General features: G+C 68.4%; 23 protein-coding genes. 8 read left to right on the top strand and 15 right to left on the bottom strand.

Going from position 1 to position 24,011, the window contains the following annotated elements:
• A partial coding sequence (locus MVA01S_RS08170) for a cbb3-type cytochrome c oxidase subunit I (RefSeq protein WP_060941571.1) occupies positions 1 to 1,198 on the bottom strand: 1,198 nt, incomplete at its 3' end.
• Positions 1,199 to 1,394: 196 nt separating this feature from the next.
• On the opposite strand from MVA01S_RS08170, the gene MVA01S_RS08165 reads away from it, so the two are divergent.
• Together MVA01S_RS08165 and MVA01S_RS08160 are read left to right on the top strand one after the other, a co-directional pair.
• Positions 1,395 to 2,540: an iron-siderophore ABC transporter substrate-binding protein gene (locus MVA01S_RS08165; protein ID WP_003928731.1), complete on the top strand. Its 1,146-nt coding sequence runs from the start codon at positions 1,395 to 1,397 to the stop codon at positions 2,538 to 2,540.
• A gap of 150 nt (positions 2,541 to 2,690) precedes the next feature.
• Positions 2,691 to 3,737 carry an NAD(P)-dependent alcohol dehydrogenase gene (locus MVA01S_RS08160; RefSeq protein WP_003928732.1) on the top strand — a complete coding sequence of 349 codons (1,047 nt, stop codon included), beginning with the start codon at positions 2,691 to 2,693 and terminating at the stop codon, positions 3,735 to 3,737.
• Here the strand turns inward: MVA01S_RS08160 and MVA01S_RS08155 are convergent.
• Positions 3,734 to 4,075, bottom strand: a complete 342-nt coding sequence (locus MVA01S_RS08155) for a DUF3349 domain-containing protein (protein WP_003928733.1) — start codon at positions 4,073 to 4,075, stop codon at positions 3,734 to 3,736. The genes MVA01S_RS08160 and MVA01S_RS08155 overlap by 4 nt on opposite strands.
• A gap of 179 nt (positions 4,076 to 4,254) precedes the next feature.
• Between MVA01S_RS08155 and MVA01S_RS08150 the strand changes: the two genes are divergently transcribed.
• Positions 4,255 to 5,850 carry an APC family permease gene (locus MVA01S_RS08150; RefSeq protein WP_003928734.1) on the top strand — a complete coding sequence of 532 codons (1,596 nt, stop codon included), beginning with the start codon at positions 4,255 to 4,257 and terminating at the stop codon, positions 5,848 to 5,850.
• Here the strand turns inward: MVA01S_RS08150 and MVA01S_RS08145 are convergent.
• Genes MVA01S_RS08145 through MVA01S_RS08135 form a run of 3 tightly spaced genes read right to left on the bottom strand, consistent with a single transcriptional unit; the run spans position 5,847 to position 9,543 of the window.
• Positions 5,847 to 6,833: an FAD binding domain-containing protein gene (locus MVA01S_RS08145; RefSeq protein ID WP_003928735.1), complete on the bottom strand. Its 987-nt coding sequence runs from the start codon at positions 6,831 to 6,833 to the stop codon at positions 5,847 to 5,849. The genes MVA01S_RS08150 and MVA01S_RS08145 overlap by 4 nt on opposite strands.
• Positions 6,830 to 7,366, bottom strand: coding sequence for a (2Fe-2S)-binding protein (locus MVA01S_RS08140; RefSeq protein ID WP_003928736.1), 537 nt, complete (start codon positions 7,364 to 7,366; stop codon positions 6,830 to 6,832). The genes MVA01S_RS08145 and MVA01S_RS08140 overlap by 4 nt, the downstream gene beginning before the upstream one ends.
• Positions 7,363 to 9,543, bottom strand: coding sequence for a xanthine dehydrogenase family protein molybdopterin-binding subunit (locus MVA01S_RS08135; RefSeq protein ID WP_003928737.1), 2,181 nt, complete (start codon positions 9,541 to 9,543; stop codon positions 7,363 to 7,365). The genes MVA01S_RS08140 and MVA01S_RS08135 overlap by 4 nt, the downstream gene beginning before the upstream one ends.
• 151 nt (positions 9,544 to 9,694) lie before the next feature.
• Here MVA01S_RS08135 and MVA01S_RS08130 point away from each other — a divergent pair, with 151 nt between their 5' ends.
• Positions 9,695 to 10,348, top strand: a complete 654-nt coding sequence (locus MVA01S_RS08130) for a response regulator (protein WP_003928738.1) — start codon at positions 9,695 to 9,697, stop codon at positions 10,346 to 10,348.
• Here the strand turns inward: MVA01S_RS08130 and MVA01S_RS08125 are convergent.
• Positions 10,326 to 10,694 (bottom strand): response regulator, encoded by a 369-nt coding sequence (locus MVA01S_RS08125; RefSeq protein WP_003928739.1) that lies wholly within the window; start codon positions 10,692 to 10,694, stop codon positions 10,326 to 10,328. The genes MVA01S_RS08130 and MVA01S_RS08125 overlap by 23 nt on opposite strands.
• 72 nt (positions 10,695 to 10,766) lie before the next feature.
• On the opposite strand from MVA01S_RS08125, the gene MVA01S_RS08120 reads away from it, so the two are divergent.
• A complete protein-coding gene (locus MVA01S_RS08120) occupies positions 10,767 to 12,956 on the top strand; it encodes a PAS domain S-box protein (protein ID WP_237024362.1) in 2,190 nt (729 codons plus the stop codon).
• Between the two features lie 6 nt (positions 12,957 to 12,962).
• Here MVA01S_RS08120 and nrdF read toward each other — a convergent pair whose 3' ends face one another.
• From nrdF to MVA01S_RS08095, 5 genes are all read right to left on the bottom strand, one after another.
• The gene (gene nrdF / locus MVA01S_RS08115; protein ID WP_003928742.1) at positions 12,963 to 13,925 is read right to left on the bottom strand and encodes a class 1b ribonucleoside-diphosphate reductase subunit beta; all 963 of its coding nucleotides are present in this window, start codon (positions 13,923 to 13,925) and stop codon (positions 12,963 to 12,965) included.
• Between the two features lie 208 nt (positions 13,926 to 14,133).
• Positions 14,134 to 15,651, bottom strand: coding sequence for a flavin-containing monooxygenase (locus MVA01S_RS08110; protein ID WP_003928743.1), 1,518 nt, complete (start codon positions 15,649 to 15,651; stop codon positions 14,134 to 14,136).
• A gap of 108 nt (positions 15,652 to 15,759) precedes the next feature.
• Positions 15,760 to 17,325: an HD domain-containing phosphohydrolase gene (locus MVA01S_RS08105; RefSeq protein ID WP_003928744.1), complete on the bottom strand. Its 1,566-nt coding sequence runs from the start codon at positions 17,323 to 17,325 to the stop codon at positions 15,760 to 15,762.
• A 31-nt stretch (positions 17,326 to 17,356) separates the two neighbouring features.
• A complete protein-coding gene (locus tag MVA01S_RS08100) occupies positions 17,357 to 18,103 on the bottom strand; it encodes a hypothetical protein (RefSeq protein WP_003928745.1) in 747 nt (248 codons plus the stop codon).
• 135 nt (positions 18,104 to 18,238) lie between these two features.
• Positions 18,239 to 18,979, bottom strand: coding sequence for a TetR/AcrR family transcriptional regulator (locus tag MVA01S_RS08095; RefSeq protein ID WP_003928746.1), 741 nt, complete (start codon positions 18,977 to 18,979; stop codon positions 18,239 to 18,241).
• Positions 18,980 to 19,086: 107 nt separating this feature from the next.
• Here MVA01S_RS08095 and MVA01S_RS08090 point away from each other — a divergent pair, with 107 nt between their 5' ends.
• Together MVA01S_RS08090 and MVA01S_RS08085 are read left to right on the top strand one after the other, a co-directional pair.
• Positions 19,087 to 20,268 carry an NAD(P)/FAD-dependent oxidoreductase gene (locus MVA01S_RS08090; protein WP_003928747.1) on the top strand — a complete coding sequence of 394 codons (1,182 nt, stop codon included), beginning with the start codon at positions 19,087 to 19,089 and terminating at the stop codon, positions 20,266 to 20,268.
• Between the two features lie 13 nt (positions 20,269 to 20,281).
• Positions 20,282 to 20,845, top strand: a complete 564-nt coding sequence (locus MVA01S_RS08085; protein WP_003928748.1) for a hypothetical protein — start codon at positions 20,282 to 20,284, stop codon at positions 20,843 to 20,845.
• A gap of 8 nt (positions 20,846 to 20,853) precedes the next feature.
• Here the strand turns inward: MVA01S_RS08085 and MVA01S_RS31260 are convergent, their stop codons facing one another.
• Both MVA01S_RS31260 and MVA01S_RS08080 read right to left on the bottom strand, forming a co-directional pair.
• Positions 20,854 to 21,006 (bottom strand): MFS transporter small subunit, encoded by a 153-nt coding sequence (locus tag MVA01S_RS31260; RefSeq protein ID WP_003928749.1) that lies wholly within the window; start codon positions 21,004 to 21,006, stop codon positions 20,854 to 20,856.
• Positions 21,003 to 22,373 carry an OFA family MFS transporter gene (locus tag MVA01S_RS08080; protein ID WP_003928750.1) on the bottom strand — a complete coding sequence of 457 codons (1,371 nt, stop codon included), beginning with the start codon at positions 22,371 to 22,373 and terminating at the stop codon, positions 21,003 to 21,005. The genes MVA01S_RS31260 and MVA01S_RS08080 overlap by 4 nt, the downstream gene beginning before the upstream one ends.
• Positions 22,374 to 22,534: 161 nt before the next feature.
• Between MVA01S_RS08080 and MVA01S_RS08075 the strand changes: the two genes are divergently transcribed.
• Positions 22,535 to 22,951 (top strand): VOC family protein, encoded by a 417-nt coding sequence (locus MVA01S_RS08075; protein ID WP_003928751.1) that lies wholly within the window; start codon positions 22,535 to 22,537, stop codon positions 22,949 to 22,951.
• A 4-nt stretch (positions 22,952 to 22,955) separates the two neighbouring features.
• Here MVA01S_RS08075 and MVA01S_RS08070 read toward each other — a convergent pair whose 3' ends face one another.
• Positions 22,956 to 23,300: a cupin domain-containing protein gene (locus MVA01S_RS08070; RefSeq protein WP_003928752.1), complete on the bottom strand. Its 345-nt coding sequence runs from the start codon at positions 23,298 to 23,300 to the stop codon at positions 22,956 to 22,958.
• Between the two features lie 25 nt (positions 23,301 to 23,325).
• A complete protein-coding gene (locus tag MVA01S_RS08065) occupies positions 23,326 to 24,000 on the bottom strand; it encodes a helix-turn-helix transcriptional regulator (RefSeq protein WP_040540078.1) in 675 nt (224 codons plus the stop codon).
• Positions 24,001 to 24,011: the final 11 nt, after the last annotated feature.

Here is a 24,011-nt window from a genome sequence, read left to right as displayed (position 1 = left end):
AGTGGAAGTGCGCGATGACGAAGTAGCTGTCGGTGACGTGGAAGTCCAGCGGCGGGCTGGCCAGCAGGACGCCGGACAGGCCACCGAGCAGGAACGTCGCGATGAAGCCGATGGAGAACAGCATCGGTGTCTCGAACGTCAACTGGCCCTTCCACATCGTGCCGATCCAGTTGAAGAACTTGATACCGGTCGGCACCGCGATCAGGAACGTCATGAACGAGAAGAACGGCAGCAGGACCGCGCCGGTGGCGTACATGTGGTGTGCCCACACCGCGACCGACAGGGCCGCGATGCCCAGCGTGGCGTAGATCAGCGTGGTGTAACCGAAGATCGGCTTGCGGCTGAACACCGGGAAGATCTCACTGACGATGCCGAAGAACGGCAGCGCGATGATGTACACCTCGGGATGGCCGAAGAACCAGAACAGGTGCTGCCACAGCAGCACACCGCCGTTGGCCGGGTCGTAGACGTGCGCGCCGAGGTGGCGGTCGGCGGCCAGGCCGAGCAGCGCCGCGGTCAGCAGCGGGAAGGCCAGCAGCACCAGGATCGAGGTCACCAGGATGTTCCAGGTGAAGATCGGCATCCGGAACATGGTCATGCCCGGGGCGCGCATGCAGACCACGGTGGTGATCATGTTGACGCCACCGAGGATGGTGCCCAGACCACCGACGGCCAGCCCCATGATCCACAGGTCACCGCCCGCACCGGGTGAGTGGATGGCGTCGGTCAGCGGCGAGTACGCGGTCCAGCCGAAGTCGGCGGCGCCGCCGGGGGTGATGAAGCCACCCATGGCGATCAGCGCGCCGAACAGGAACAGCCAGAACGAGAACGCGTTCAGCCGCGGGAACGCGACGTCCGGGGCGCCGATCTGCAGCGGCAGCACCAGGTTGGCGAACCCGAACACGATGGGCGTCGCGTAGAACAGCAGCATCACCGTGCCGTGCATGGTGAACAGCTGGTTGAACTGCTCGTTGGACAGGAACTGCAGCCCGGGGGCGGCGAGCTCGGTCCGCATGAACAGCGCCATCAGGCCGCCGATCAGGAAGAACGCGAAGCACGCGACGCAGTACATGATGCCGATCAGCTTGTGATCGGTGGTGGTGATCAGTTTGTAGAGCAGGTTGCCCTTGGGTCCCAGTCGCGCCGGGAACGGCCGCCGTGCCTCGAGTTCGCCGATTGGGGGCGCTTCCGCTACCAACTGGTCCTCCAACCTTCCGTATTGCTGACCGGTAACACCGGATCGGACAGTCGGCGAGGCCGACGATCGGTATGAATCCTAGCTGCCCGAACTGACAGGGGTCGGGGTGGTCCTACAAACCGTCGTATTTGACCCCGCACCTATCTGGGGACAGACCCTGACCAGCTCGGTAACCGTTGGATGTTAACGTCGCCCCGTGCTGATCACGGGAGTGCGGGCAGGCCGCTGGGTCTCCCGGTCGGCGGGACTGACCGCCCTCGCCACCGCGGTCGTGGTGTTCACGCTCAACGGCTGCGGATCCTCCGGCGACGGGCCTGCCGCCGACGGCTCCGGCCCGGCGACGCCCACCACCAGCGTGACCCGGATCGCCAGCGCCGGCGTGCTCGGCAACGACCGCAGGCCCGACGAGTCCTGCGCGCCTGAACCGGCGCGCCTGGACGAGGGTCCGCCGGAGCGCGAGGTCCGCAACGCGACCGGCCACGGTGTCACTCCCCCGATTCCGGAGACCACACTGGTCCGGGCCGATCCCCAGCGCATCGTCGTGCTCTCGGGCGACCAGCTCGACGCTTTGTGCGCGCTGGGTCTGCAGTCGCGGATCGTGGCCGCCGCCCTCCCCGAGGGCTCCGACACGCAACCGGCCTACCTCGGCACCGTCATCCACGACCTGCCCGGCGCCGGAAGCCGCAGCGATCCCGACATCGACGCGATCCGGGCGGCCGAACCGGATCTGATCCTCGGTTCGGTGGCACTGACCCCGCAGGACCACCCCGAGCTCGCCGAGATCGCGCCCACCGTGTTCACCGGTCCCGGAGGAGCGGCGTGGAAGGACACGCTGCGCGCAGTCGGGGCCGCCACCGGCCGCGCGACTGCGGCCGACGAGGTGGTCGAGGAGTTCGACCGCGCCGCCGACCGGACCGGGCAGGACAACGACGCGACCCACTTCCAGGCGTCGGTGGTGCAGTTCACCGACACCACCATGCGGGTGTTCGGCCCCGACAGCTTCCCCGGCAGCGTGCTCGCCGACGTCGGAGTGGATCGGCCGGCCGCGCAGCGGTTCACCGACAAGCCCTTCGTGGAAGTGGGCATCTCCGACGAGGATCTCGGCGACGCACCGGACTTCTCGATCGCCGACGGCGACGTCCTCTATGTGTCGTTCGCCACGGCCGAGGCGCGTGAACGCGCCCCCGAGGTGCTCGGCAGCGACGCGTGGCGGCGACTGTCGGCCAACCGCGACGGCCGGGTGTTCGCGGTGAACAACGAGGTGTGGCAGACAGGCGGTAACGTCGTCGCCGCCCGCGGGATCCTCGCCGATCTGCGGTGGGTCAACGCCCCCATCAACTGACCGCACCGCCTCGGAGTCGGGACTAACCCGCCGGCAGAGGTCGTTGAACCCGATCAGGCGCATCGTCGCGACCTGTTCTCGGCGCGTCCGAACCCGCCGACATTTGCGAGACGCACTTTTATGCAGAAATCGAAGAGACAAGAGGTACAAATGACCACCGTTACCGCGTATGCGGCCACTTCCGCCGATGCCCCACTGACCCGGACGACCATCACGCGCCGTGATGTCGGACCGCACGACGTCGCGTTCGACATCCATTTCGCCGGCATCTGCCACTCCGACATCCACACCGTGCGCGGCGAGTGGGGTCAGGCCAACTATCCGGTGGTGCCCGGACATGAGATCGCCGGCATCGTCACCGAGATCGGTTCGCAGGTAACCAAGTTCACGGTCGGCGACCGCGTCGGCATCGGCTGTTTCGTCGATTCCTGCCGTGAGTGCGACGAATGCCGCGCCGGAAACGAGCAGTACTGCACCGGCAGCGGGATGGTCGGCACCTACAACGCCGTCGACCGTGACGGGCAGCCGACGCAGGGCGGCTACAGCGGCGCGATCGTCGTCGACGAGAACTATGTGCTGCGCATTCCCGACGCCATCGCACTGGACAAAGCCGCGCCGCTGCTGTGCGCGGGAATCACCACCTATTCGCCCCTGCGCCACTGGAATGCCGGTCCCGGCAAGAAGGTGGCGGTGATCGGTCTCGGTGGTCTCGGTCACCTCGGGGTCAAGATCGCGGCGGCGATGGGCGCCGAGGTGACCGTCCTCAGCCAGTCGCTGAAGAAGATGGAGGACGGTCTGCGACTCGGCGCCACCGCCTACCACGCCACCAGCGACCGCGACACCTTCAAGCAGCTGCGCGGCACGTTCGACCTGATCATCAACACCGTGTCGGCGAACCTGGACCTCGGGGACTACCTCAAGCTGCTCAAAGTGGACGGCACGCTCGTCGAACTCGGCATGCCCGAGCATCCGATGTCGGTGCCGGCCCCCGCGTTGATCGGAGGGCGGCGCAGCATCGCGGGCTCGATGATCGGTGGCATCGCCGAGACGCAGGAGATGCTGGACTTCTGCGCCGAGCACGACGTGACCCCCGAAATCGAGATCATTGCACCGGACTACATCAACGAGGCCTATGAGCGCGTGGTGGCCAGCGACGTCCGGTACCGGTTCGTCATCGACACCGCCGGACTGCGCTAGCCGTCCGTCCCGGGATCGCCGTCGCGGTGCTCGCCGGGCGACTGCCAGCCCGCGGCGGCGAGCTTGGCCGCCACCCGTGCGACATTCTCCGGTCCGGCGTCGTGATGGGTGACGTCTTTGATGAAGGCCGCGATCTCGTCGGCCTCGATCTGCTCTCCCCCGGCGTTCGGTGACCGTTCGTCGGTCAGCCGCGCGATCACCTCTCTGACCTGTTCCTCGGTCAGCGGGGTGGCGCGCAACAACGCCAGCAGCGGAACCCGATCGGGCCCTGGGACACCGCCCGGATAGCCGGCGCGCAGCCATTCCAGAACGGCGTGGAACAGGGATTTGCTCGTCACCGTTCCAGTGTCCTCCCCCACTCCCGGGGTCCGTCGCTGGGAGCGCGCTGAAGGCCGGCTGGGAGGCCTGTTAAGACTGCGTGACCCCGGTTGCCGGAGGGCCCCTCACAGTGCCACGCTCACCTCGGTTTGCACTGGCGCAGATCGCATCTGGGTGAGATCTGACGCAGGAGAACGCGATGGCCACTGAGTCCACTCCGTCGGCGCACGCCGTCGAACCCGTCGCGCCGGCGGGGCTGAAAAAGGGCGCGATCGGGATGGCCGCCGTGATCTTCATGGCGGTGGCCAACGCCGCGCCGATCACCGCGATGACCGGCAATGTCCCCATCGCAGTCGGATTCGGCAACGGTCTCGGCGCCCCTGCAGGGTTTCTCTTCGCGACGATCGCGCTGACCCTGTTCGCGCTCGGCTACGTGGCGATGGCCAGACACATCACCACCACCGGCGCCTTCTACGGTTTCATCTCCCACGGCCTTGGTCAGGTCTGGGGAATGGCCAGCGGTTTCCTGGCCACCTTCGCGTACGTGGTGTTCGAGGGTTCATTGATCGGCGGCTGCGCGTACTTCGCCAACGATGCCATGAAAACCATTGTGGGCGTGGATGTTCCGTGGCCACTGTTCGCCGTCGCGGCGATCGCGCTGATCGCCGCGTTGTGCCACTTCCACATCAGCCTGACCGCGGCGATCCTGGGTGTCACGCTGGTCTCGGAGGTGCTGATCCTGTTCGCGCTGGCGTTCACGGTGATCCTCGACGGAGGCGGGCCCGACGGTTTCATGCTGGACAAGACGGTATTGCTGCACAACGCTTTCACGAACCTGCCCGAGGGCGCGTTCGGCACCGCCGCGGCCACCGGTTCGATGGCGATCGGGCTGTTCTTCGCGTTCTGGTCGTGGGTCGGCTTCGAGACCACCGCGGTCTACGGCGAGGAGTCACGCAACCCCAAGAAGATCATCCCGCGGGCGACGCTGATCGCGGTGGTCGGACTCGGCCTGTTCTACACGTTCGTCTCGGCGATGGTGTTGGCGGGCAACGGCGCCAAGGTCTCGGTGGAGGCGTCGATCAGCGCGGCGCCACTGGACCTGTTCTTCAACCTGGTGCAGGCCAACCTCGGCGGTGTGTTGCTCGACGTCTACAAGATCCTGTTGGTCATCGGCTCGTTCGCGTGCGCGCTGGCCTTCCACAACGCCGCCTCGCGGTACCTGTTCGCGCTCAGCCGGGAGATCCCGTCGGCGGCCGTCAAATCCACGCTGGGCGCGGCGCATCCCCGGCACGGGTCGCCCTATCTCGCGTCTGCGGTGCAGAGCGTGATCACGTTGGTGATCGTGTTGCTGTTCTTCGGGTTCACCGCGGTGCAGGTGCCCGACGCCGACGGGGTGCCGGTGGACACCCCGGCGCTGGTCCCCTATACGAACATCTACGGTCTGCTCGCGCTGGTCGGCACCGCGGCGATCATGCTCGTCCAGGCGATCTGCTCGGTGGCCGTGGTGTGGTACTTCTGGGTGCGGAAAGCCCACCGCGGCAACGTGTTCACCACGCTGGTCTGCCCGCTGCTCGGCGCCGCCTCGATGGGGGCCGTGGTGTGGCTGCTGTGGGACAACCGGGCCTTCGCCGCCGGCTACGCCTCGAACTCGCTGGTGTTCAAGAGCGCGCCGTTGTTCATCGCCGGGGTGTTCCTCGCCGGCCTGCTCTACGCGCTCTGGCTTCGGCGGGCGCGTCCGCAGGTCTACGCCGAGATCGGACGCACCGTGATGGAGGACAGCCACGAGCGGGGCTAGCCCCGGCCGGCCGCCAGCGTGAGCGCACGCACGATTGCGTTCTTGGCCAACGGGACCTTGAACGCGTTGTGGCGCAGCGGCGAAGCACCGGCCAGCATCAGGTCGGCCACATGGCCGAAACTCTCCTCGGTGGGCCGGCGGCCGGCGAGCCGGGCTTCCGCGTCGGGCACCCGCCAGGGCCGGGCGGCCAGCCCGCCGAGCGCCACGGCGGCCGAGGCGATGACGTCACCGTCGAAGCGCAGGACCGCAGCCACCGACACCAGCGCGAACGCGTAGCTCTGCCGGTCGCGGACTTTCAGGTACCAAGAATGCGACGGTCCGGCCGTCGGCGGAAGTTCCACCGCGGTGATCAGTTCCGTCGGCCCGACGGTGTTGTCGACCTCAGGATTCGGGTCGGGAAGCACGAAGAATTCTGCGATCGGAATCGTCCGGGGACCCTGCGGGCCGGTCACGTGCACCACGGCATCCAGCGCCGCCAGCGCGACCGCCATGTCCGACGGATGGACCGCGACACAGGCCAGCTCGGTGCCGAACACCGCGTGCTCACGGTTGAGACCGTCCCGGGCGGCGCAGCCGGAACCGGGAATACGCTTGTTGCAGTGCTCGAACCCCGGGTCCATGAAGTACGGACACCTGGTGCGTTGCATCAGGTTTCCACCGACGGTCGCCATGTTGCGGATCTGGGCGGTCGCACCCGACAGGATCGCCTGGGACAGGACCGGATGGTCGACCCGCACCAGCCGATGATTGGCCGCGGCGGTGTTGGTCACCCCCGAGCCCAGCATCACGGCTCCACCCGGGGTGCGCCACACCGTGTCCAGGCCCAGCCTGCCGACGTCGACCAGTGAGGCCGGATTCTCCACCCCCGACTTCATCAGGTCGAGCAGGTTGGTTCCACCGGCATAGAAGCGGGCGCCGGGGGCCGAAGCCTGTTCCACCGCGTCCGCAACGGTGCCGGCCCTTCGGTAGCCGAACGTTCTCATGAGGCACCGTGCACAGCGGCGATCGCCGAGGCGATGTTCGCGTACGCCCCGCACCGGCAGATGTTGCCGGCCATCCGCTCGCGGATCTCGCCGTCGGACAGACGTTTCGGACCGTCGGCGACGTCGCCGATCTCGCCGGTGAACGACGCCGCGGACAGATCACCCCGCGCGTACTCGTTGAGCATCGCCCGTGCCGAGCAGAGCTGGCCCGAAGTGCAGTAGCCGCACTGGAATCCGTCGTGGTCGAGGAACGCCTGCTGCAGCGGGTCGAGTCGGTCGCCGTCGGCGAGTCCCTCCACCGTGCGCACCTCGGCGCCGTCGGCGGTCACCGCGAGGGTCAGGCAACTGAGCACACGCTCGCCGCCGACCTCGACGGTGCACGCCCCGCACAGTCCGTGGTCGCAGCCCTTTTTTGTGCCGGTCAGCTCCAGACGCTCCCGCAGCAGATCCAGTAGCGTCGAGCGCACGTCGGTCCGAACGCGCCGCGTCACCCCGTTGACGGTCAGTTCGATGTCATGCGTAGCCGGTGTCATGTCGGTCCTCCCATGCCGGTACCCCACGGTTGCAGTAGTGCCTCCAGCGTTATCGGCAGCTGGCGCAATCGTTTTCCGGTGGCGTGGAATATCGCGTTGGCGACGGCAGCGGCGGCGCCGCAAACGCCGATCTCACCGATGCCGCGCACCCCGATCGGATCGAGACCGTAGTCCGGGCTGTCGACGAAGCTGATGTCGAACACCGGCAGATCGGCGTGGGTCGGCACGTAGTACTCGCCGAGCGGCCGAGCGGTGTCCGGGTCGACCGGCACCTGCTCCATCAGCGCCATCCCGACGCCGAACAGGATGCCGCCCATCACCTGGTTGGTGGCCAGCTTCGGGTTGAGCACCCGGCCGCAGTCCATCACCGCCACCCACCGGATCACACTCGCCCGCCCGAGCTGTTCGTCGACCTCGACCTCACAGAAGTGGGCGCCGAAGGACTGCGAGACCGGCCCGGAATCCGGCGGTCCACCGCTGGAGGTGGTGAACGACAGCGCCGCGCTCCGCAGCGCGGCGTCGCCGGCCACCACCGGTGGCAGCGCGTCCGCCCGGCGTTTCCATTCCTGCGCCGCCTCGAACACCGCGGATCCGACGCTTGCGGTGGTCTGGGACGCCCCGCTGTAGGGGGCGTCGGGAAACGACGAATCGCCCGACTCGAACGTGATCCGGGACAGCGGCAGGCCGGTGGTGTCCGCGGCGAGCTGCGTCATGACCGTCCGCACTCCGGTGCCGATCTCATGGGTGGCCGCGCTGAACCGGACGCGGCCGTCGAGGCCGGTCTCCACCCGGCACGAGGCGGCCATCCTGCGGCCCGGGTAGGCGGCGGTGGCCATCCCCATTCCGACACGAGAGCCGTTGCGCTGCAATGACCGGGGTTGCGCCGGGCGACGGTTCCAGCCGAAGCGCCGGGCACCTTCGCCGTAGCAGTCGGCCAGGTGCGCGCCCGACCACGGGCGCCCGGTTGTCTGGTCCCGGTCGGTGGTGTTGTCCAGCCGCAGCGCCACCGGATCACGACCGAGCGAGTACGCGAGTTCGTCCATCGCCACCTCGAGGGCGAACAGCCCCGGCGACTCCCCCGGTCCCCGCATGAAGCATGGGGTGGGCTCGTGGATCCGGGCGACGGTGTGGCTCACCGCCAACCGTGGTGAGCGGTACAGGAATCGGGTGGACAGGCCGGCCGGTTCGCAGAAGTGCGCCACGGTGGAGGTCTCTGTCACGGTGTGGTGCTCGGTACTGGCGATGAGGCCGGCCGGATCGGCGATCAACGCGATCCGCTGCTCGGTGCGCGGACGGTGTCCGGTGGAGGTGTACATCTGGGCGCGCGTCAGAACGAGTTTGACCGGTCGGCTCACCGACCGGGCCGCCACCGCACAGAGCACCACATGCATCCACAGGAAGTTCTTGGCCCCGAACGCGCCGCCCACCAGGGGTGAGACGATGCGGACGCGGTCTTCGGGGATGCCCAGATACGCGGCCAGGACCTGTCGTTCGCCGGTGATCCAGCGGGTGCTGTCGTGCACGGTGAGATGGTCTCCGTCCCACTGCGCGACGGTGGCCGACAGTTCGATCGGGTAGTGGGTGTTCACGTTCGTGCGGTAGGTCTGGTCGACCTTGGTGCCGGCGGGTTCCTCGGTGGGGCCACGGAAGTCCTGCAGCTTCTCGTCGGCGAGCTTGACGAAATGATCAGGACGGTAAGAGCCGTGACGGATCCGGCCGTCGGCGTCCTCCGGCGCGCCCGGGTCGGCGAGCACGTCGGCGGCGCAGCGGCGAGCCCGTGAGGGCAGGTGGTCGAAGTGCATCAGTGAGGCGGCGTGCACCGCGTTCTCCGGCGAGTCGGCGACCACCAACGCCATGTGCTGGCCGACGTGTTGGACCGTGAGATCAGACAGCGGCGGGCGTCGTTCCATCGGCAGATCCCAGGTCAGGTCTTTCGGAAGTTCCTGTAGCGGTGGGCAGTTCAACGGTGTCAGCACATAGAGCACACCGGGGGCCGCATGAGCCCGCGCTGCGGCCGCGCGCACCGATTCCGCGGTGACCCGACCGTGCGGTATCTGGGCCTGCACCAGCGCTGCGTAGGTCACTGCTGAGCCGGTGTCGGCGGTGTAGCGGGCCTGGCCGGTGACCTTGGCCCTGCCCTCGACGCGATTGACGGGCTGACCGACGGAGGTGACCATGCCACCGAGCTTGGTCGAGGACGGTGGCGGAGTCGTCGACGCTGGCCGGACTCCTCGGGTACCGCTAGCACCCAATCCCGTCGTCCCGGTGGCAGATCACGGTCCCGGTGCGACAATGAGGCGCCATGTTCACGCGGGGGCCGGAGGACACATGAGCGCGCTGAAGGTTGTCGTCGCCGACGACGATGTGTTGTTGCGCGAAGGACTGGCCAGCCTTTTGGAGCGTTCCGGCTTCGAGATCGTCGGACAGGCCGGTGACGGCGTCACGCTGCTGGACATGGTCAGGGCGCAGAAACCGGAGCTGGTGCTCACCGACATCCGGATGCCGCCCACCCACACCAGCGAGGGTCTGGACGCCGCCCGGGTGATCCGCGAGGAGTCCCCTGAGGTCGGAATCGTGGTGCTCTCGGCCCACGTCGACGTCGACCATGCGATGGAACTGCTGGCCGGCGGCCAGTCCATCGGTTATCTGCTCAAGACCAGGGTCACCGATGTCTCCGATTTCATCGACACCTTGCAGCGGATCGCCAACGGCGCGTCCGTGGTCGACCCCGCCCTGGTGGCCGAGTTGGTGTCGGCCCGCAAGCGCGACGACCCGCTGGCCGCGCTCAGTACGCGCGAGCACGAGGTGCTGACCCTGATGGCCGAAGGCCTGTCGAACGCCGGGATCGGACGCAGGCTCTGGGTGACCGAGGGCACCGTGGAAAAGCACGTCCGCAGCATCCTGACCAAGCTGAACCTGCCCGAAACCGGCGACAACCACCGCCGGGTCCGCGCGGTGATCATGTACTTGGAGACCCGCTGACACGGTCGAGCAGCTCGCGGACCGCTCCTGGTGACAGGGTCAGTTTGGGCAGGAAGCCCAGCGCCGGGCTGGCGGCGATGAGGTCGGCGAAGTCCAGCTCGTCGTGGGTGGAGGTCAGGATCACGGGCACGCCGGACAGCTGTTCGGCGACGTCGAATCCGCTTTCGGCGCCGAGGTCGACGTCGACCAGGGCCACGTCCGGGTGCAGCTCGCGGGCCCGGCGCAGCGCCTCGGCGACGTCGCTGGCAGTGCCGACGACCGCGATGCCGCCGCGCTCGAGGATGGCGCGGGCGGCGTCCCGGAAATCGGCGCTGTCGTCGACGATCAAGCAGCGCGGACCGGTCATCACTCGAGGGTGTCAGGATCGGAGGCGCTCGGCATTCCTGTTAACCGGAAAAATCGGGATTACCATCGGCCGGTGACCTGGCAATCGGTGCCGACCAGCTTCTTCGAGCGTGTCGTGCGGTCACCGGCGCGCCCGCTCGGGGTCGGAGTCGCGGTGGCGGCCGGGTTCCTGGCTGCCGAGGTGCTCGCGGTGTTCGCGCTGAAGAAGATCGCCCCGGAGAATGCGTTCGGGGCCCTGCTGCTGCTGGGTGTGCTGGTGGTCTCGGCCGGGTGGGGCTTCGGGTTGTCGATCGCCACCTCCCTGGCCAGCGCCGCCGTCTACGCCTATCTGCATCTCGAAGGCCGCGACAGCCTGGCTCCCGCGCTGGTCATCTTCCTGACGCTGGCGTTTCTCACCAACGCCCTGGTCGGCCAGGCCCGATTGCGTGCCGCCGAAGCGGAGCAGCGTCGCCAGGAGGCCGACCTGGCCGCGGATCTGGCCCGGGTGATGCTGCGGGCCCCGGCGCTCGGGCCGGCGCTGCAGGATGCCGGCCGCCGCTTCGCCGACGTCCTCGGACTACCGCGCGCGACGTTGACGGTCGAGGCCACCCCCGCAGCTGCGGACGAGCTGGCCATCGCGCTGCTCGACGGTTCGGATCGGACCGGCACCCTGCTGATCCCGCGAGATCTGTCCGCGGCGACGGTGCGGCGGGTGCATCGCATGGTGCCGTCGCTGCAGGCCCTGTTGGCCTCCGCATGCGATCGCGAGGTCATCACCGCGGAGCTGGAGGTCAGCCGCCGCGAGCTGGAACGCTTCTTCACGGTGGCCTCGGATCTGTTGTTCATCGGCACAGGTGACGACGGGCAGGCACGCCTGACCCGGGTCAATCCCGCCTTCGAACGGGCGCTGGGTCATTCGGCCGCGGAGCTGACCGCGCGGCCGCTGTCCGAGTTCATCTTCCAGGACGACCGGGAAGCCACCGAGGCCGCGCTGGCCGCTGTGCCGCAGTCCGCGGGCGCCACGCAGTTCGAGAGCCGCAGTCTGCGCCGGGACGGCACCGTGCGCTGGCTGGACTGGAACGTGGTGTTCGATCACGGGGTCCTCGTCGGCGGGGCCCGTGACACCACCGAACGCAAGCAGGAGCAGGAACGCCTGCGGGTGGCCAGGACTCAGCAGGCGGCGCTGCGCAGGGTCGCGACGCTGGTCGCGCGCGGCGCCGCGCTGGCCGACGTCTACGACGTGGCCGTGACGGAGCTCGCGCACAGCCTCGGCGTCGACCACGTCACCCTGCTGTCCTTCGACGGCGAGGACCACGTCGTGGTGAAGGCCGCACTCAAGGCCGAGAACCAGCCGGGATTCAGTGCGGGCGAACGCCTCTCACTTGACGGCGACAGCCTGTGCGAGCGGGTGCGCAGGACCGGCCGGCCGGCCCACGTCGACGACTACGGCGCGCTGTCGGGGGAGATCGCGGTCCGGCTGCGCGGGCTCGGTGTTCGCGCCGGGGCCGGCGCTCCGCTGATCGTGGAAGGCCGTACCCGCGGCGCGCTGGTCGTGGGTTCTTCTGCCCCGCAGGGGATTCCGGAGGGCACCGGAGCCCACGTCGGCGACTTCGCCGATCTGATCTCGACCGCGATCGCCAACGCCGAGACCCGTGCCGAGCTCACCGCGTCGCGGGCCAGGATCGTGGCGGCCGCCGATGAGGCCCGCCGGGGTTTCGAACGCGATCTGCACGACGGCGCCCAGCAGCGCATCGTGTCGCTGAGCCTGCAGCTGCGTGAGGCCGAGGCGGCGACCGAGGACGACGCGCTGCGCACCCAGCTGTCCCACGTGGTGAACGGATTGGCCGGGTTGCACTCGGATCTGCAGGAGCTGTCGCGCGGCCTGCACCCGGCGGTGTTGTCGCGCGGCGGGCTGAAACCGGCGATGCGCAACCTGGCGCGGCGCTCGACGGTTCCGGTCGAGCTGACGGTCGACGTCGCGCGACGCCTGCCCGAACCCGTCGAGGTGGCCGCGTATTACGTTGTCGCAGAAGCGCTGACGAACGTCGCCAAGCACGCCGAGGCCGGTTCGGTGGCGGTCGAGGTCGGACTTGACGAGAGACCGGACGGCGGCACGCTGCTGCGCCTGTCGGTGACCGACGACGGCGCCGGCGGCGCCACCGACGGCGGCGGCTCCGGACTGGTCGGCCTGCGCGACCGGGTGGAGGCGCTGTCAGGCCGGCTGACGGTGACCAGTCACCCCGGCGACGGCACGACGATCAGCGCGACCATCCCGGTCGACTGAGCCGGGCTAGAAGTCCCAGTCCTCGTCCTCGGTGTTGACGGCCTTGCCGATCACGTAGCTCGACCCCGAGCCGGAGAAGAAGTCGTGGTTCTCGTCGGCGTTGGGGCTCAGCGCGGACAGGATCGCCGGGTTCACGTCGGTCTCGTCACGCGGGAACAGCGCCTCATAGCCGAGGTTCATCAGCGCCTTGTTGGCGTTGTAGCGCAGGAACTTCTTGACGTCCTCGGTCAGGCCGACCTCGTCGTAGAGGTCCTGGGTGTACTCCACCTCGTTGTCGTAGAGCTCGAACAGCAGCTCGTAGGTGTAGTCCTTGAGTTCCTGGCGGGTCGACTCGTCGGTCAGGGCCAGACCGCGCTGGTACTTGTAGCCGATGTAGTAGCCGTGCACGGCCTCGTCGCGGATGATCAGCCGGATCATGTCGGCGGTGTTGGTGAGCTTGGCCCGGCTGCTCCAGTACATCGGCAGGTAGAAGCCGGAGTAGAACAGGAAGCTCTCCAGCAGGGTCGAGGCCACCTTGCGCTTGAGCGGCTCGTCACCCTTGTAGTACTGCATGACGATCTCGGCCTTGCGCTGCAGGTTCGGGTTCTCCTCCGACCAGCGGAACGCGTCGTCGATCTCGTTGGTCGAGCACAGCGTCGAGAAGATGTTGGAGTAGCTGCGCGCGTGCACCGACTCCATGAACGCGATGTTGGTGTACACCGCCTCCTCGTGCGGGGTCAGCGCGTCGGGGATCAGGCTGACCGCGCCGACGGTGCCCTGGATGGTGTCGAGCAGCGTGAGCCCGGTGAACACCCGCATCGTGAGCTGCTTCTCATGCGCGTTCAGGGTGTTCCACGACGGGATGTCGTTGGACACCGGCACCTTCTCCGGCAGCCAGAAGTTGCCGGTGAGGCGATCCCACACCTCGGCATCCTTGTCGTCCTGCACGCGGTTCCAGTTGATGGCCGAGACCCGGTCGATCAGTTTCATGCCATCGCTCACGAGGACCCCATTTCACCTGGCTTTTAAAAAAGTAACGTCGCCGCGGAAACGCCCGCGACGCCCACAACACTACAACTGGTGTGCGACATCCCGGCGCTGCACGAGATGTTGTGCCAGGCGTGTCGCAGCGAGGGTGCACACAGATCGCTTTCCGGCGCCATTTCGCGCTCTCAGCGCACTCTCGAACCGGCCCGGGTCAGCGGAACGTGTACTCGGAGGCTTTGAACCGCCGGGTCGCCAACCAGTACTGCCAGGTCATCCCGCTCCACAGGGTGCGGTTGACGCCGTGCTCGTCGAGATACCAGCTGCGGCACCCGCCGGTGCTCCACACGGTGCCGCCGAGCTCGTCCTGCAGCTCGTCGTTGTAGCGGTCCTGCGCGGAGCGGGTGGGCGCCAGCGCCTGCGCGCCGGCCTTGTCGACGGCCGCGATGGCCTTGGCTGCGTACCGGATCTGGGACTCGATCATGAACACCACCGAGTTGTGGCCCAGCGCGGTGTTCGGGCCGAGCAGGAAGAACAGGTTGGGCATGTCGGCGACGGTGATGCCGCGCAGCGCGGCGATCCCCTCGCGGTTCCACCGGTCGACGAGGTCTTCGCCGTTGGGGCCTTTGATGTCCACGTAGGTGTAGGAGTCCGTGACGTGGAACCCGGTGGCGAACACCACCACGTCGGCTTCCCTCTCGACACCGTCGGCGGTGACGATGCCGCGGGAGGTGAACCCGGCGATGCGGTCGGTGATGACCTGGGTCCGCGGGTCGGCGATGCCGCGGTAGTAGCTGTCGGAGTTCAGGATTCGCTTACATCCGGCCCGGTAGTCCGGGGTGAGCTTGCGCCGCAGCTCCTTGTCCTTGATCGACCGGCGGATGTTCCACTTGCCGAGCAGTTCGCCGATCTTGAGCAGCCGGGGCTGCCGGGTCATCGCGAACCCGACGGCCTCGTGCAGCCAGTAGATGCCGGCGCGCATCGCCGCCCTGGCGCCCGGCACGTTGGCGAACACCCGCTGCGCCCCTTCGGGGATCGGGTTGTTGGGTCGGGGCATCACCCAGGCCGGGGTCCGCTGATAGAGGTGCAGCTCGGCGACGTCCTTGACGATCTCGGGCACGATCTGGATGGCGCTGGCACCGGTGCCGATCACCGCGACCTTCTTGCCGGTGATGTCGACGTCGTGGTCCCATTCCGCGGAGTGGAAGGCCGCCCGGCCGGCCGCCAGGTACTCGTCGTATCCCTCGAACTCCGGGATCAGCGGGATGTGCAGCCCGCCGGCGCCGGAGATCACGAACTGGGCGATGAACTCGCGCCCGTCCTTGGTGAACACATGCCAGCGCATCTCGTCGTCGTCCCAGATGGCGCGGTCGACGTGGGCGCCGAACTCGATGTAGCGGCGCAGCCCGTACTTGGCGGTCACCCCGAGCAGGTAGTCCTGGATCTCGGGCTGGAACGACCACATGTGCGTCCAGTCGGCCTTCGGCTCGAACGAGAACGAGTACATGTGCGACGGGATGTCGCAGGCGCAGCCGGGGTAGGTGTTGTCCCGCCACGTGCCGCCGATCTCGTCGGCCTTCTCCAGGATCAGGAAGTCGACGCCGCGTTCCTGCAGCGCGATGGCCATGCCCAGCCCGGAGAAGCCCGAGCCGATGATCAGGGCACGGGTGCGCACCGGCGCCTGGGCGTCAGCGGTGGTGTCGGCCTGGTCAGCCTGTTCAGCCAGCGTCATGGCCCCGATAGTACCTGGGAACGCCGGTACCGATTCCGCCGAAACCGCATTCCACGCGCTCGTTCGACCGATTCGGGCGCACGGGGTGCAATCTCGGCGCCGGCCCGCCTACCCGGGGTGGACCAGGCCGTGGGTGAGCGCGAACATACTCGCCCCGATGCGGTTGGTCACCCCGATCTTGGCGTAGGTCCGTTCGACGTGGTTGCGCGCGGTCTTGCCGGAGATGCCGAGAGCGGTCGCGATCTCGTTGTTCGACGCACCGCGCGCGACCAGGCACAGCACCTCGACCTCGCGGGGGGTGAGGCCGGCGGGGCGGGGGCTGGGCCGCCGGCCGCGGTGGCCGCCGGCTTGGAGCACCGCGTCGACGGCCATCTCGTCGAGTTGTCCGTCGCGCACCCGTTCCCGCAGCCGGGCCGCCGCCCCCGCCGCCGGTAGCGGCTCCCGGTACGGACGCGGCTCCAGCGCCGACTGATAGGCCACCGCGGCTGCCAGCACCCGGTCGGGAAGGTCTAGAGCCGACGCGGTCAGACCTCTGGGATAGCCTGAGCCGTCGAGGTTTTCGTGATGATTGCCCGCCACCTGCGCGACCCCGTCGAGCCCGCCGACCTGACTCAGGATGCGCACGGTCAGATACGGGTGCAACCGCACCCGCTCCATCTCCCCCGCGGTCAGCGACGACGGTTTCGACCAGATCTGGTTGGAGACGCCGATGCGGCCCAGGTCGTGCAGGTGCCCGGCCCGGCGCACCAGGGTGACAGTGTCGGGAGCCATGCCCAGCACTGTCGCGGCATCGGCCGCCAGCTCGGCCACCGCACGTGAATGGCCCAGTGTGAAAGGACATTTGAGGTCGACGAAGTCACCGAGCGCGACAAGCAGGGCATCGAGTTCGGCGACGCCGAGGCGATCGCCGTAGTCCGGCGCCGCACGCAGCGCGAGCGCCCAGGCCTCCCCCGGCGCCGGACCGGACAGCACCGCCTCGGGGTCCGCGGTGAACGCGTCGACGACCTCCGGGTCGAACTGTCCGCCCCGGCGGCTGCGGGCCATCGCGACCGCTCCGTCCACGCCGTAGGTGCGGTGGTGCACCTCCACCATGTCGGCGAGCTGGGCCACCCGCATCGGCATCGGGATGGCGTCGCCGGCGACCCCGCCCGGCAGTCCCCCGCCGTCGTATCGCTCGAAGGTGTAGCCCAGCACCGATTGGACCTCTGCGCTCAGGCCCAGCTGGTCTGCGAGCACGCCGGCCGAGGAGCAGTGCGAGTGGATGAGCCGGGAGATCTGTCCCCGGGCATCCGCGAGAAGTGTGGCCAGCAAGCTCAATCGGTGCAGCAGCGGTTGCCCGCGTCCGGTGTTGGACATCAGGAATCGCAGATACGGCAGGCCCGACCAGTCCACCAGATAGGAGTCGTGGCGCACGGCGATGTCGTCTCCGAACCAGCGGGCGTACTCGTGGGAGTCGGCGTGACATCCGATCCACATGATCAGTGCCGTGTAGTAGCAGCAGTCGCGCTGCGCCCGGTCCAGCCCCAGCCGGTCCGCAACGCGGGTGGCGATGACGGCCGAGCGCAACATGTGCTCGGCCGGCTGCCCGAGCCCGAGGTCGATGGCAATCGACAGCGCCGCCAGCAGTTCGGCCCTGCTGGGCGTTCGAGCCGCGCGTGGGGCCGACGGCGCCATCCGATGATTCTGCCTGGGCACGGGGGCCGGGTCAGCCGAATGCGACGGTGCGGTCGGCCGCCGAATGCCGCGCGGCGTCGTAGGTCTCGAAATGACCGGATCCGATGACGCCGATGCCGCGCTGCGGCAGCCGGAAGTCGCCGAGGCGGGCCTGGCGCATCAGCGGCCCGATCGGGCCCAGATCGTTGCCGCGCACCGTGGCGGTGGAGTCGCTGACCGCCCAGACGGTCTTCGGCGCGACCATGTAGCGCTGACCGTTGGCCGCCGTGCCGGTGAGCCGGATGTCGCCGACCCCGAGCGCGGGCCCGGCGATCCGGCTGATCGTCGACAACGCAGCCGGACTCGTCCACGCCGCTTCGGGCAGCCGGCCCCCGATCGACGTCATCAGCCTTGTGGCCCAGGTGTTCTGCATCCCGACGGTCCACCGGAGAAGTCCCGGGATCTCTACGCGCACCGACCATTCCGACTCCCAGGCCAGGTCGATGCCGCACTGGACCGGATCGTTCGGGGTCGCCGAGCTGAAGTAGCGCGCACAGCTCTGCGCGCCCGGGGTGGTGGCGTAGAACGTCCAGGTGCACGCCGGGTCGCGGTGCCAGACCGAGACGTAGGCCGGCGCGAACGTCGTTGCGGGGAACTGACGCAGCGCCAGATAGTGGCCGCTCGTGAACGGCAGGCCCATGATGCCGAATCCGACGAACCGTTCGTCGTCGCCGGGCGGCAGGACAGGATGTGCGGTGACGGCCGCAGCGGCGGCGCGGGGGGTGAGGTGAGTGTTCATGCACTGATCGTCGGCGTGCGACGCAGCCGGGTCATGAGGCATCTGCCTCAACTTCCCCGCCGAAATCGCATTCCACGCGGTGATCGGGCGGTTTTTCCCGACGGGGACGCAATCTCGGCAGCGAAAGGGTGAAACTCAGGCGACCTGTTCGCGGCGCTTGACGCCCTTGTGCAGCGGCACGTCGGGGTCGATCTTGATCCCGAGCACCTCGCAGGTGCCGTTGATCGACCCGACCATGATCGTGGTCAGGTACTCGACGAACTTCTCCGACGGCAGCCGCCGGGGGCTGTCCTGCTCGGCGCCCAGCCACCAGTCGGTCGCCGAGGCCGCCGCACCGAACGTCGCGAAGCCGGCCAGCTCGAATGCCGCGTAGTCCAGCTCCATCTCGCTCAACTCGTCGTTGAACATGTCGGCGATCGCCAGCGTGATGTCGCGGCCCTCGTTGAGTGCCCGCATCGCCGACTCGCTCTGTTCGGCGAACCTGCCCTGCATCAGGAAACGGACCACGTTCGGGTGTTCGTCGACCAGCCGGACGTACTGTTCGACGGCGCGATGGACCACGGTGCGCGCGGCGTCGGTGGAGATGTTGATCGACGGGAAGATCGCCGACCACAACATGTCCCGCATCCGCTGGCCGATCGCCTGGAACAGGTCGGACTTGTCGGTGAAGTGGCGGTAGATCTTGGGTTTGGCGGTGCCGGCCTCCTCGGCGATCTCGCGCAGAGACACCTCGGGGCCCAGCCGGTCGATGGCCCGGAACGCCGCGTCGACGATCTCCGAGCGCACCTTCTTGCGGTGCTCTCGCCACCGTTCGCTGCGGGCGTCCACCTTGACACCCGCCTGCTCGGCAGAACGCGCCCTCGACCCTCGTCGCACCCGATCACTGTACCCGCTCAGACGTCGCTGACCTGCTCAGACCTGGTCGGCCGAATGGTGCGTCTTTCGGTACTATCGCTGCGACAGCCGCTCGACGAGAGAGATCAATGACGCAGCGATACGACCTGGTCATCGCAGGTGGAGGACCGTCCGGTTCGGCCGCCGCATGGCAGGCCGCTCAAACCGGCGCGAAGGTCCTGGTGTGCGACAAGGCACAGTTCCCCAGAGCCAAGCCCTGTGGTGACGGGCTGACCGCGCGCGCGGTCAGCTACCTGCAGAAGATGGGCCTGGCCGACGAGGTCGCCACCTACCACCGGGTCAACCGGGTCACGGTGTTCAGCCCGAGCCGCTGGGAGCTGTCGTTCCCCAAGCGTCCCGGCATGCCCGACCACGGCCACACCGTCAGCCGTGAACACCTCGACACCGTGCTGCTCAAGCACGCCGAGTCCGTCGGCGCCGAGATCCGCCAGGGCGCCGAGGTGTCGGGCCCGGAGCTGGACGCCAACGGCCGAGTGATCGGCGTGGTGCTCAAAGGCGGCGAGAAGGTGTATGCCGACGCGGTGATCGCCGCGGACGGGGCCTACTCCCCCATCAAGCGCGCGCTCAAGATCGACTCCGAGTACAACGGCTACTCGGCGATCGCGATCCGGTCGGAGATGCCGGCCAACCGTCCGGACTCCGATTCGCTCGACATCTACCTCAAGCTGCTGTTCCAGGGCGATCAGCTGCCCGGGTACGGCTGGGTGTTCCCGATGGGCGACGGCATCTTCAACATCGGCCTCGGCTATGTGAACAGTTACAAGAACTGGCAGTCGATCAACGCCACCCAGTTCCTCGGCGATTTCCTGCGCACGCTGCCGCGCGAGTGGGAGCTGCCGCCGATCGAAGAGCTCAAGAAGAACAAGAGCGTGCGCGCGTGGCGGCTGCCGATGGGCTTCACCGCGTGGCCGCCGTGGCGCCCCGGCGTGCTGTTCACCGGCGACTCACTGGGCGCCGGCAAGCCGGCCTCGGGTGCGGGTATCTCCAAGGCACTCGAATCCGGTTTGGCCGCAGGCGAATGCGCGATCGCGGCACTGACCAACGGTGGCCCCGACGACTTCACCAACTATGCGCAGCGGATGGAAGCCGCGTGGGGCCGGGAGTATCGGCGCGGTCGCATCATGCACAAGCTGATCGGTCAGCCCAGGCTGGCGGGCGCCGGCGTGAAGCTGATCGACAACGCCGCGTTCCGCGACCGGATGCTCAAGGCGCTCTACAAGAAGGCCCAGGGTCCGCAGCACAGCTTCTGATCGCGGCGCGCACATGGACTCCACCGGTGAACGCCTCGGTATCGAAGCCGCCGCCCGGCTGGCCGCCCTCGGCACGGTCACGATCGACACCGGCCTGTCCGATGACGAGTTGGCAGGTGTCGAAACGGGTTTCGGCTTCGAGTTCGCCGACGACCACCGGGCGTTCCTGGCCGCCGGGCTGCCGGTGGGTCCCGGATGGCCCGACTGGCGCAGCGAGGGCCGCAGAAGCCTGACCAAGCGGCTGCAACTGCCGGTCGAGGGTGTCCTGTTCGCGGTGGAGTGGGGTCAGTTCTGGGCGCCCGGGTGGGGGCAGCGACCCGCCAGGATGCGCGACGCCCTGCGCACCGCGCGGTACCAGCTGGCCCGTGTCCCGCAACTGGTCCCGGTGTGTGCGCACCGGTACCTGCCCGCCGGTCGCGGAACGTCCGGCCATCCGGTGCTGTCGGTGGTGCGGACCGACGTCCACACCTGTGGTGCGGACCTGGCCGACTACGTCGACGAGGAATTCGGATCCGGCGGGAGCCGCACCGCAGCGGCGACCGCCACCATGCCATTCTGGTCAGACCTGTTGACCTGACGCATGATTCATGCGCCGAACAACCGGCCGGCCTTGATCAGCAGTTCGTAGAGGCCGTAGCCGAACGGGACGGCCACCCACAACCAGGCCAACACGATGTAGGCCTTGGGCACCGTCGGGGTGTACTCACGCAACTCGGTGTCGGCGGGCTGGTCGGTCATCGGACCGCGTCCTCTCTGTCGGTCGCTCGCGGCGTGTCGGATTCGTGCCACTTGGAGTTCACCGGGCGGATCAGTTCGTTCGCGACGAACGCGACGACCAGCAGCGCGATCATGATGGAGAACGACAGGGTGTAGAGGGCCGGTCCCTCCTTGCCTGCGTCGGCCTGCCGGTCCGCCACGAAGTTCACGATGATCGGGCCCAGCACCCCGGCAGCCGACCACGCCGTCAGCAACCGGCCGTGGATCGCGCCGACCTGGAAGGTGCCGAACAGGTCGCGCAGGTAGGCCGGCACCGTCGCGAAGCCCGCGCCGTAGAAGGACAGGATCAGAATCGTCGCGACGAGGAACACGAGCTTGTTGGAGTTCTCCATCACCGTGATCGTCAGGTACAGCAGTGCACCCGCACCGAGGTAGAGCCGGTAGGCGTTCTTGCGGCCGATTTTGTCCGACAGACTCGACCAGCCGATGCGGCCGAGCATGTTGCCCAGCGAGAGCATCGCGACGTAACCCGCGGCCGCAGCGGCCAGCCCGGCGGCGGCCGCCCCCGCCGCCGGGAAGTAGTCCTGGTAGATCGGCGACGCCTTCTCCAGGATGCCGATGCCGGCTGTCACGTTGAAACACAACACGATCCACAACAGCCAGAACTGTGGGGTCTTGACCGCATTGCCGGCCGAGACCTGCCCGCCGGTGACGATCGAATCGCTCTGCACCGGCGGCGGCGTCCAGTTCGACGGCTTCCAGTCCGCGCGGGGCACCCGGATCAGCATCCAACCCAGCGACATGAAGACCGCGTAGACGGCGCCGTGTACCGCGAAGGTCTTCGCGATGCCGACCGTGTCGGTGCCGAACATGTCGAGCATGGCCGTCGACCACGGCGAGGCGATCAGCGCGCCGCCGCCGAACCCCATGATGGCCAGCCCGGTCGCCATGCCGGGCCGGTCGGGGAACCATTTGATCAGCGTGCCGACCGGCGAGATGTAGCCGATGCCCCAGCCGATGCCGCCCAGCAGGCCGTAACCGAGCAGCACCAACCAGAATTGGCCGATCAGCAGACCGGCGGAGCCGACGAACCATCCGCCGCAGAAGCAGCAGGTCGCGGCGAACATCGCCGCGCGGGGTCCGGCGCGGTCCACCCAGGTGCCGAAGATCGCCGCCGACAGGCCGAGCACGACGATGCCGACGGTGAACGGCAGGGCGCTCAGCGTGCCGGAGATCCCGAGGGACTCCTGCATCGGCAGCTTGAACACGCTCCACGAATACGCGGCGCCGACGGACAGGTGGATGGACAGCGCCGCGGGCGGGACCAGCCACCGGCTCCATCCGGGCGAAGCGACGATTCGTTCTCGGCTGAAAAACGGGGCGCTCATGGTCGGTCTCATACCCACTTGAACGAGAAGTGTGACCTACGCCATCCAAATCGGGCGATCCCGCGCGGCCCACCGGGTGGGGTAGCTTCCGAACCGGGCTGCTCGACCCTGCAGGACCAGCGGTCGACCCCCTACCCACGAAGTCAGAGGGAGTGACACCCATGGAGCAACGCATCAGCCTGATCACCCTCGGCGTCGACGATCTCGACCGGGCCCGCCGGTTCTACGAGCAGGGCCTGGGCTGGGCGCCCGCCGCGGCCCCGGAGGGTGTGGTGTTCTACCAGCTGCCCGGGATCGCGTTGGCGTTGTTCGGCCGCACGGACCTCGCCGAGGACGCCCACCATCCGGTCGACGGACGCTTCAGCGGCATCACGATCGCGATCAATCAGCGCACCGAAGCCGACGTCGACGCCGTGCTCGCCCAGGCCGAGGCGGCCGGAGCGACACTCCTGAAGCCGGCCGAGAGGGTGTTCTGGGGCGGCTACTCGGGGTACTTCGCCGACCCCGACGGCCACGTCTGGGAGGTCGCACGCAACCCCGAGTGGACGATCAACGACGACGGCACGCTGACGATCTGAGCCGTCAGCGGCGCGGCACCACGGTCAGCAGCACGACGGAGTCCTCCAGCGCCACCAGGTTGTGCCGCTCCTCGGGTATCACCAGGTAGTCGCCTTCCCCGCCCTCGATCGTGCTCGTCGCGGAGCCGATCTGGACGCGGCCACGCAGCACCAGAAGCGTTGCTTCGCCGGGGCTTTCGTGATCGTCGAGCCGGTTGCCCGCGGTGAGCGCGAGCACCGTCTGGCGCAGGGTGCGTTCCTGGCCGCCGTACACCGAGTGCGCGGCGCGTCCCGCGCGGGCTTCGCGCGCTGCGCCGAGTTGCTCCTCGCCGAGCCCTCGCAAGGAGATCACGTCCTGATTGGTGTTCACCCGTTCCGTCCTTCCCGATCTGTCGTCAGTTCTGGGCCGGGCGAAGTACCAAACCGACTTCGCACGACCCGGCGTGCGGATCCGGTGTCACCGCGACGCTGTAGTTTCCTCCGATTGACCCGGCGTTCAGGTCGACCACCTCCTGAATCAGGCCCTGCTGGATGCCGCGGACCACCTCGGGCGCTGTCCTGGCCACTTCGGCGAGCGGACACGTGCACAACTGGATTGTCACCTCGCCGAACGACGACAGCACCGAGCGCACCTGAAAACCCAACTCGCTCAAGGTGGTCACGACGAGGTCGCCGATCGAGGTCTCCTCGCGCGGCCGGGCCAGCCGCACCCGGTGCGCCAGATCGGCGCCGATGCGCCGCGCCCGCGCTTCGCGTTCCTCGGGCGTGCCGCCCAGATGGGTGGCGAACAGCGACACGATGTCGGCGTAGTCGAGCCTCGGCGCGAGTTCGTAGGTCAGCTTGGGCCGGCCCGCCCCTGCACGCAGACTGCCGCCCCGGCGCACGTACCCCTGGGCCTCCAGGGCCGCCAGATGGAAGCGTGCGGTGGTGACATGGATGCGCAAGGTGTCGGCGACGCAGTGGGCGTCGACCGGTTGCTTCGCCTCGCGTAAGAGACCCAGCACCCTCTGGCGCTGCCGGCCGGCTCCGCGGTCTGACGTCTCGTCGGCGTCGTGGCCCACTCCTGCCATGGGTCAAGTGT

This window comes from Mycolicibacterium vaccae NBRC 14118 = CIP 105934 (genome assembly GCF_001552715.1).
In the GTDB taxonomy this organism is placed as follows: Bacteria; Actinomycetota; Actinomycetes; order Mycobacteriales; family Mycobacteriaceae; genus Mycobacterium; species Mycobacterium vaccae.
The sequence above is the reverse complement of the archived record's forward strand: the minus strand, read 5'-3'. Positions and strand labels throughout refer to the sequence as shown.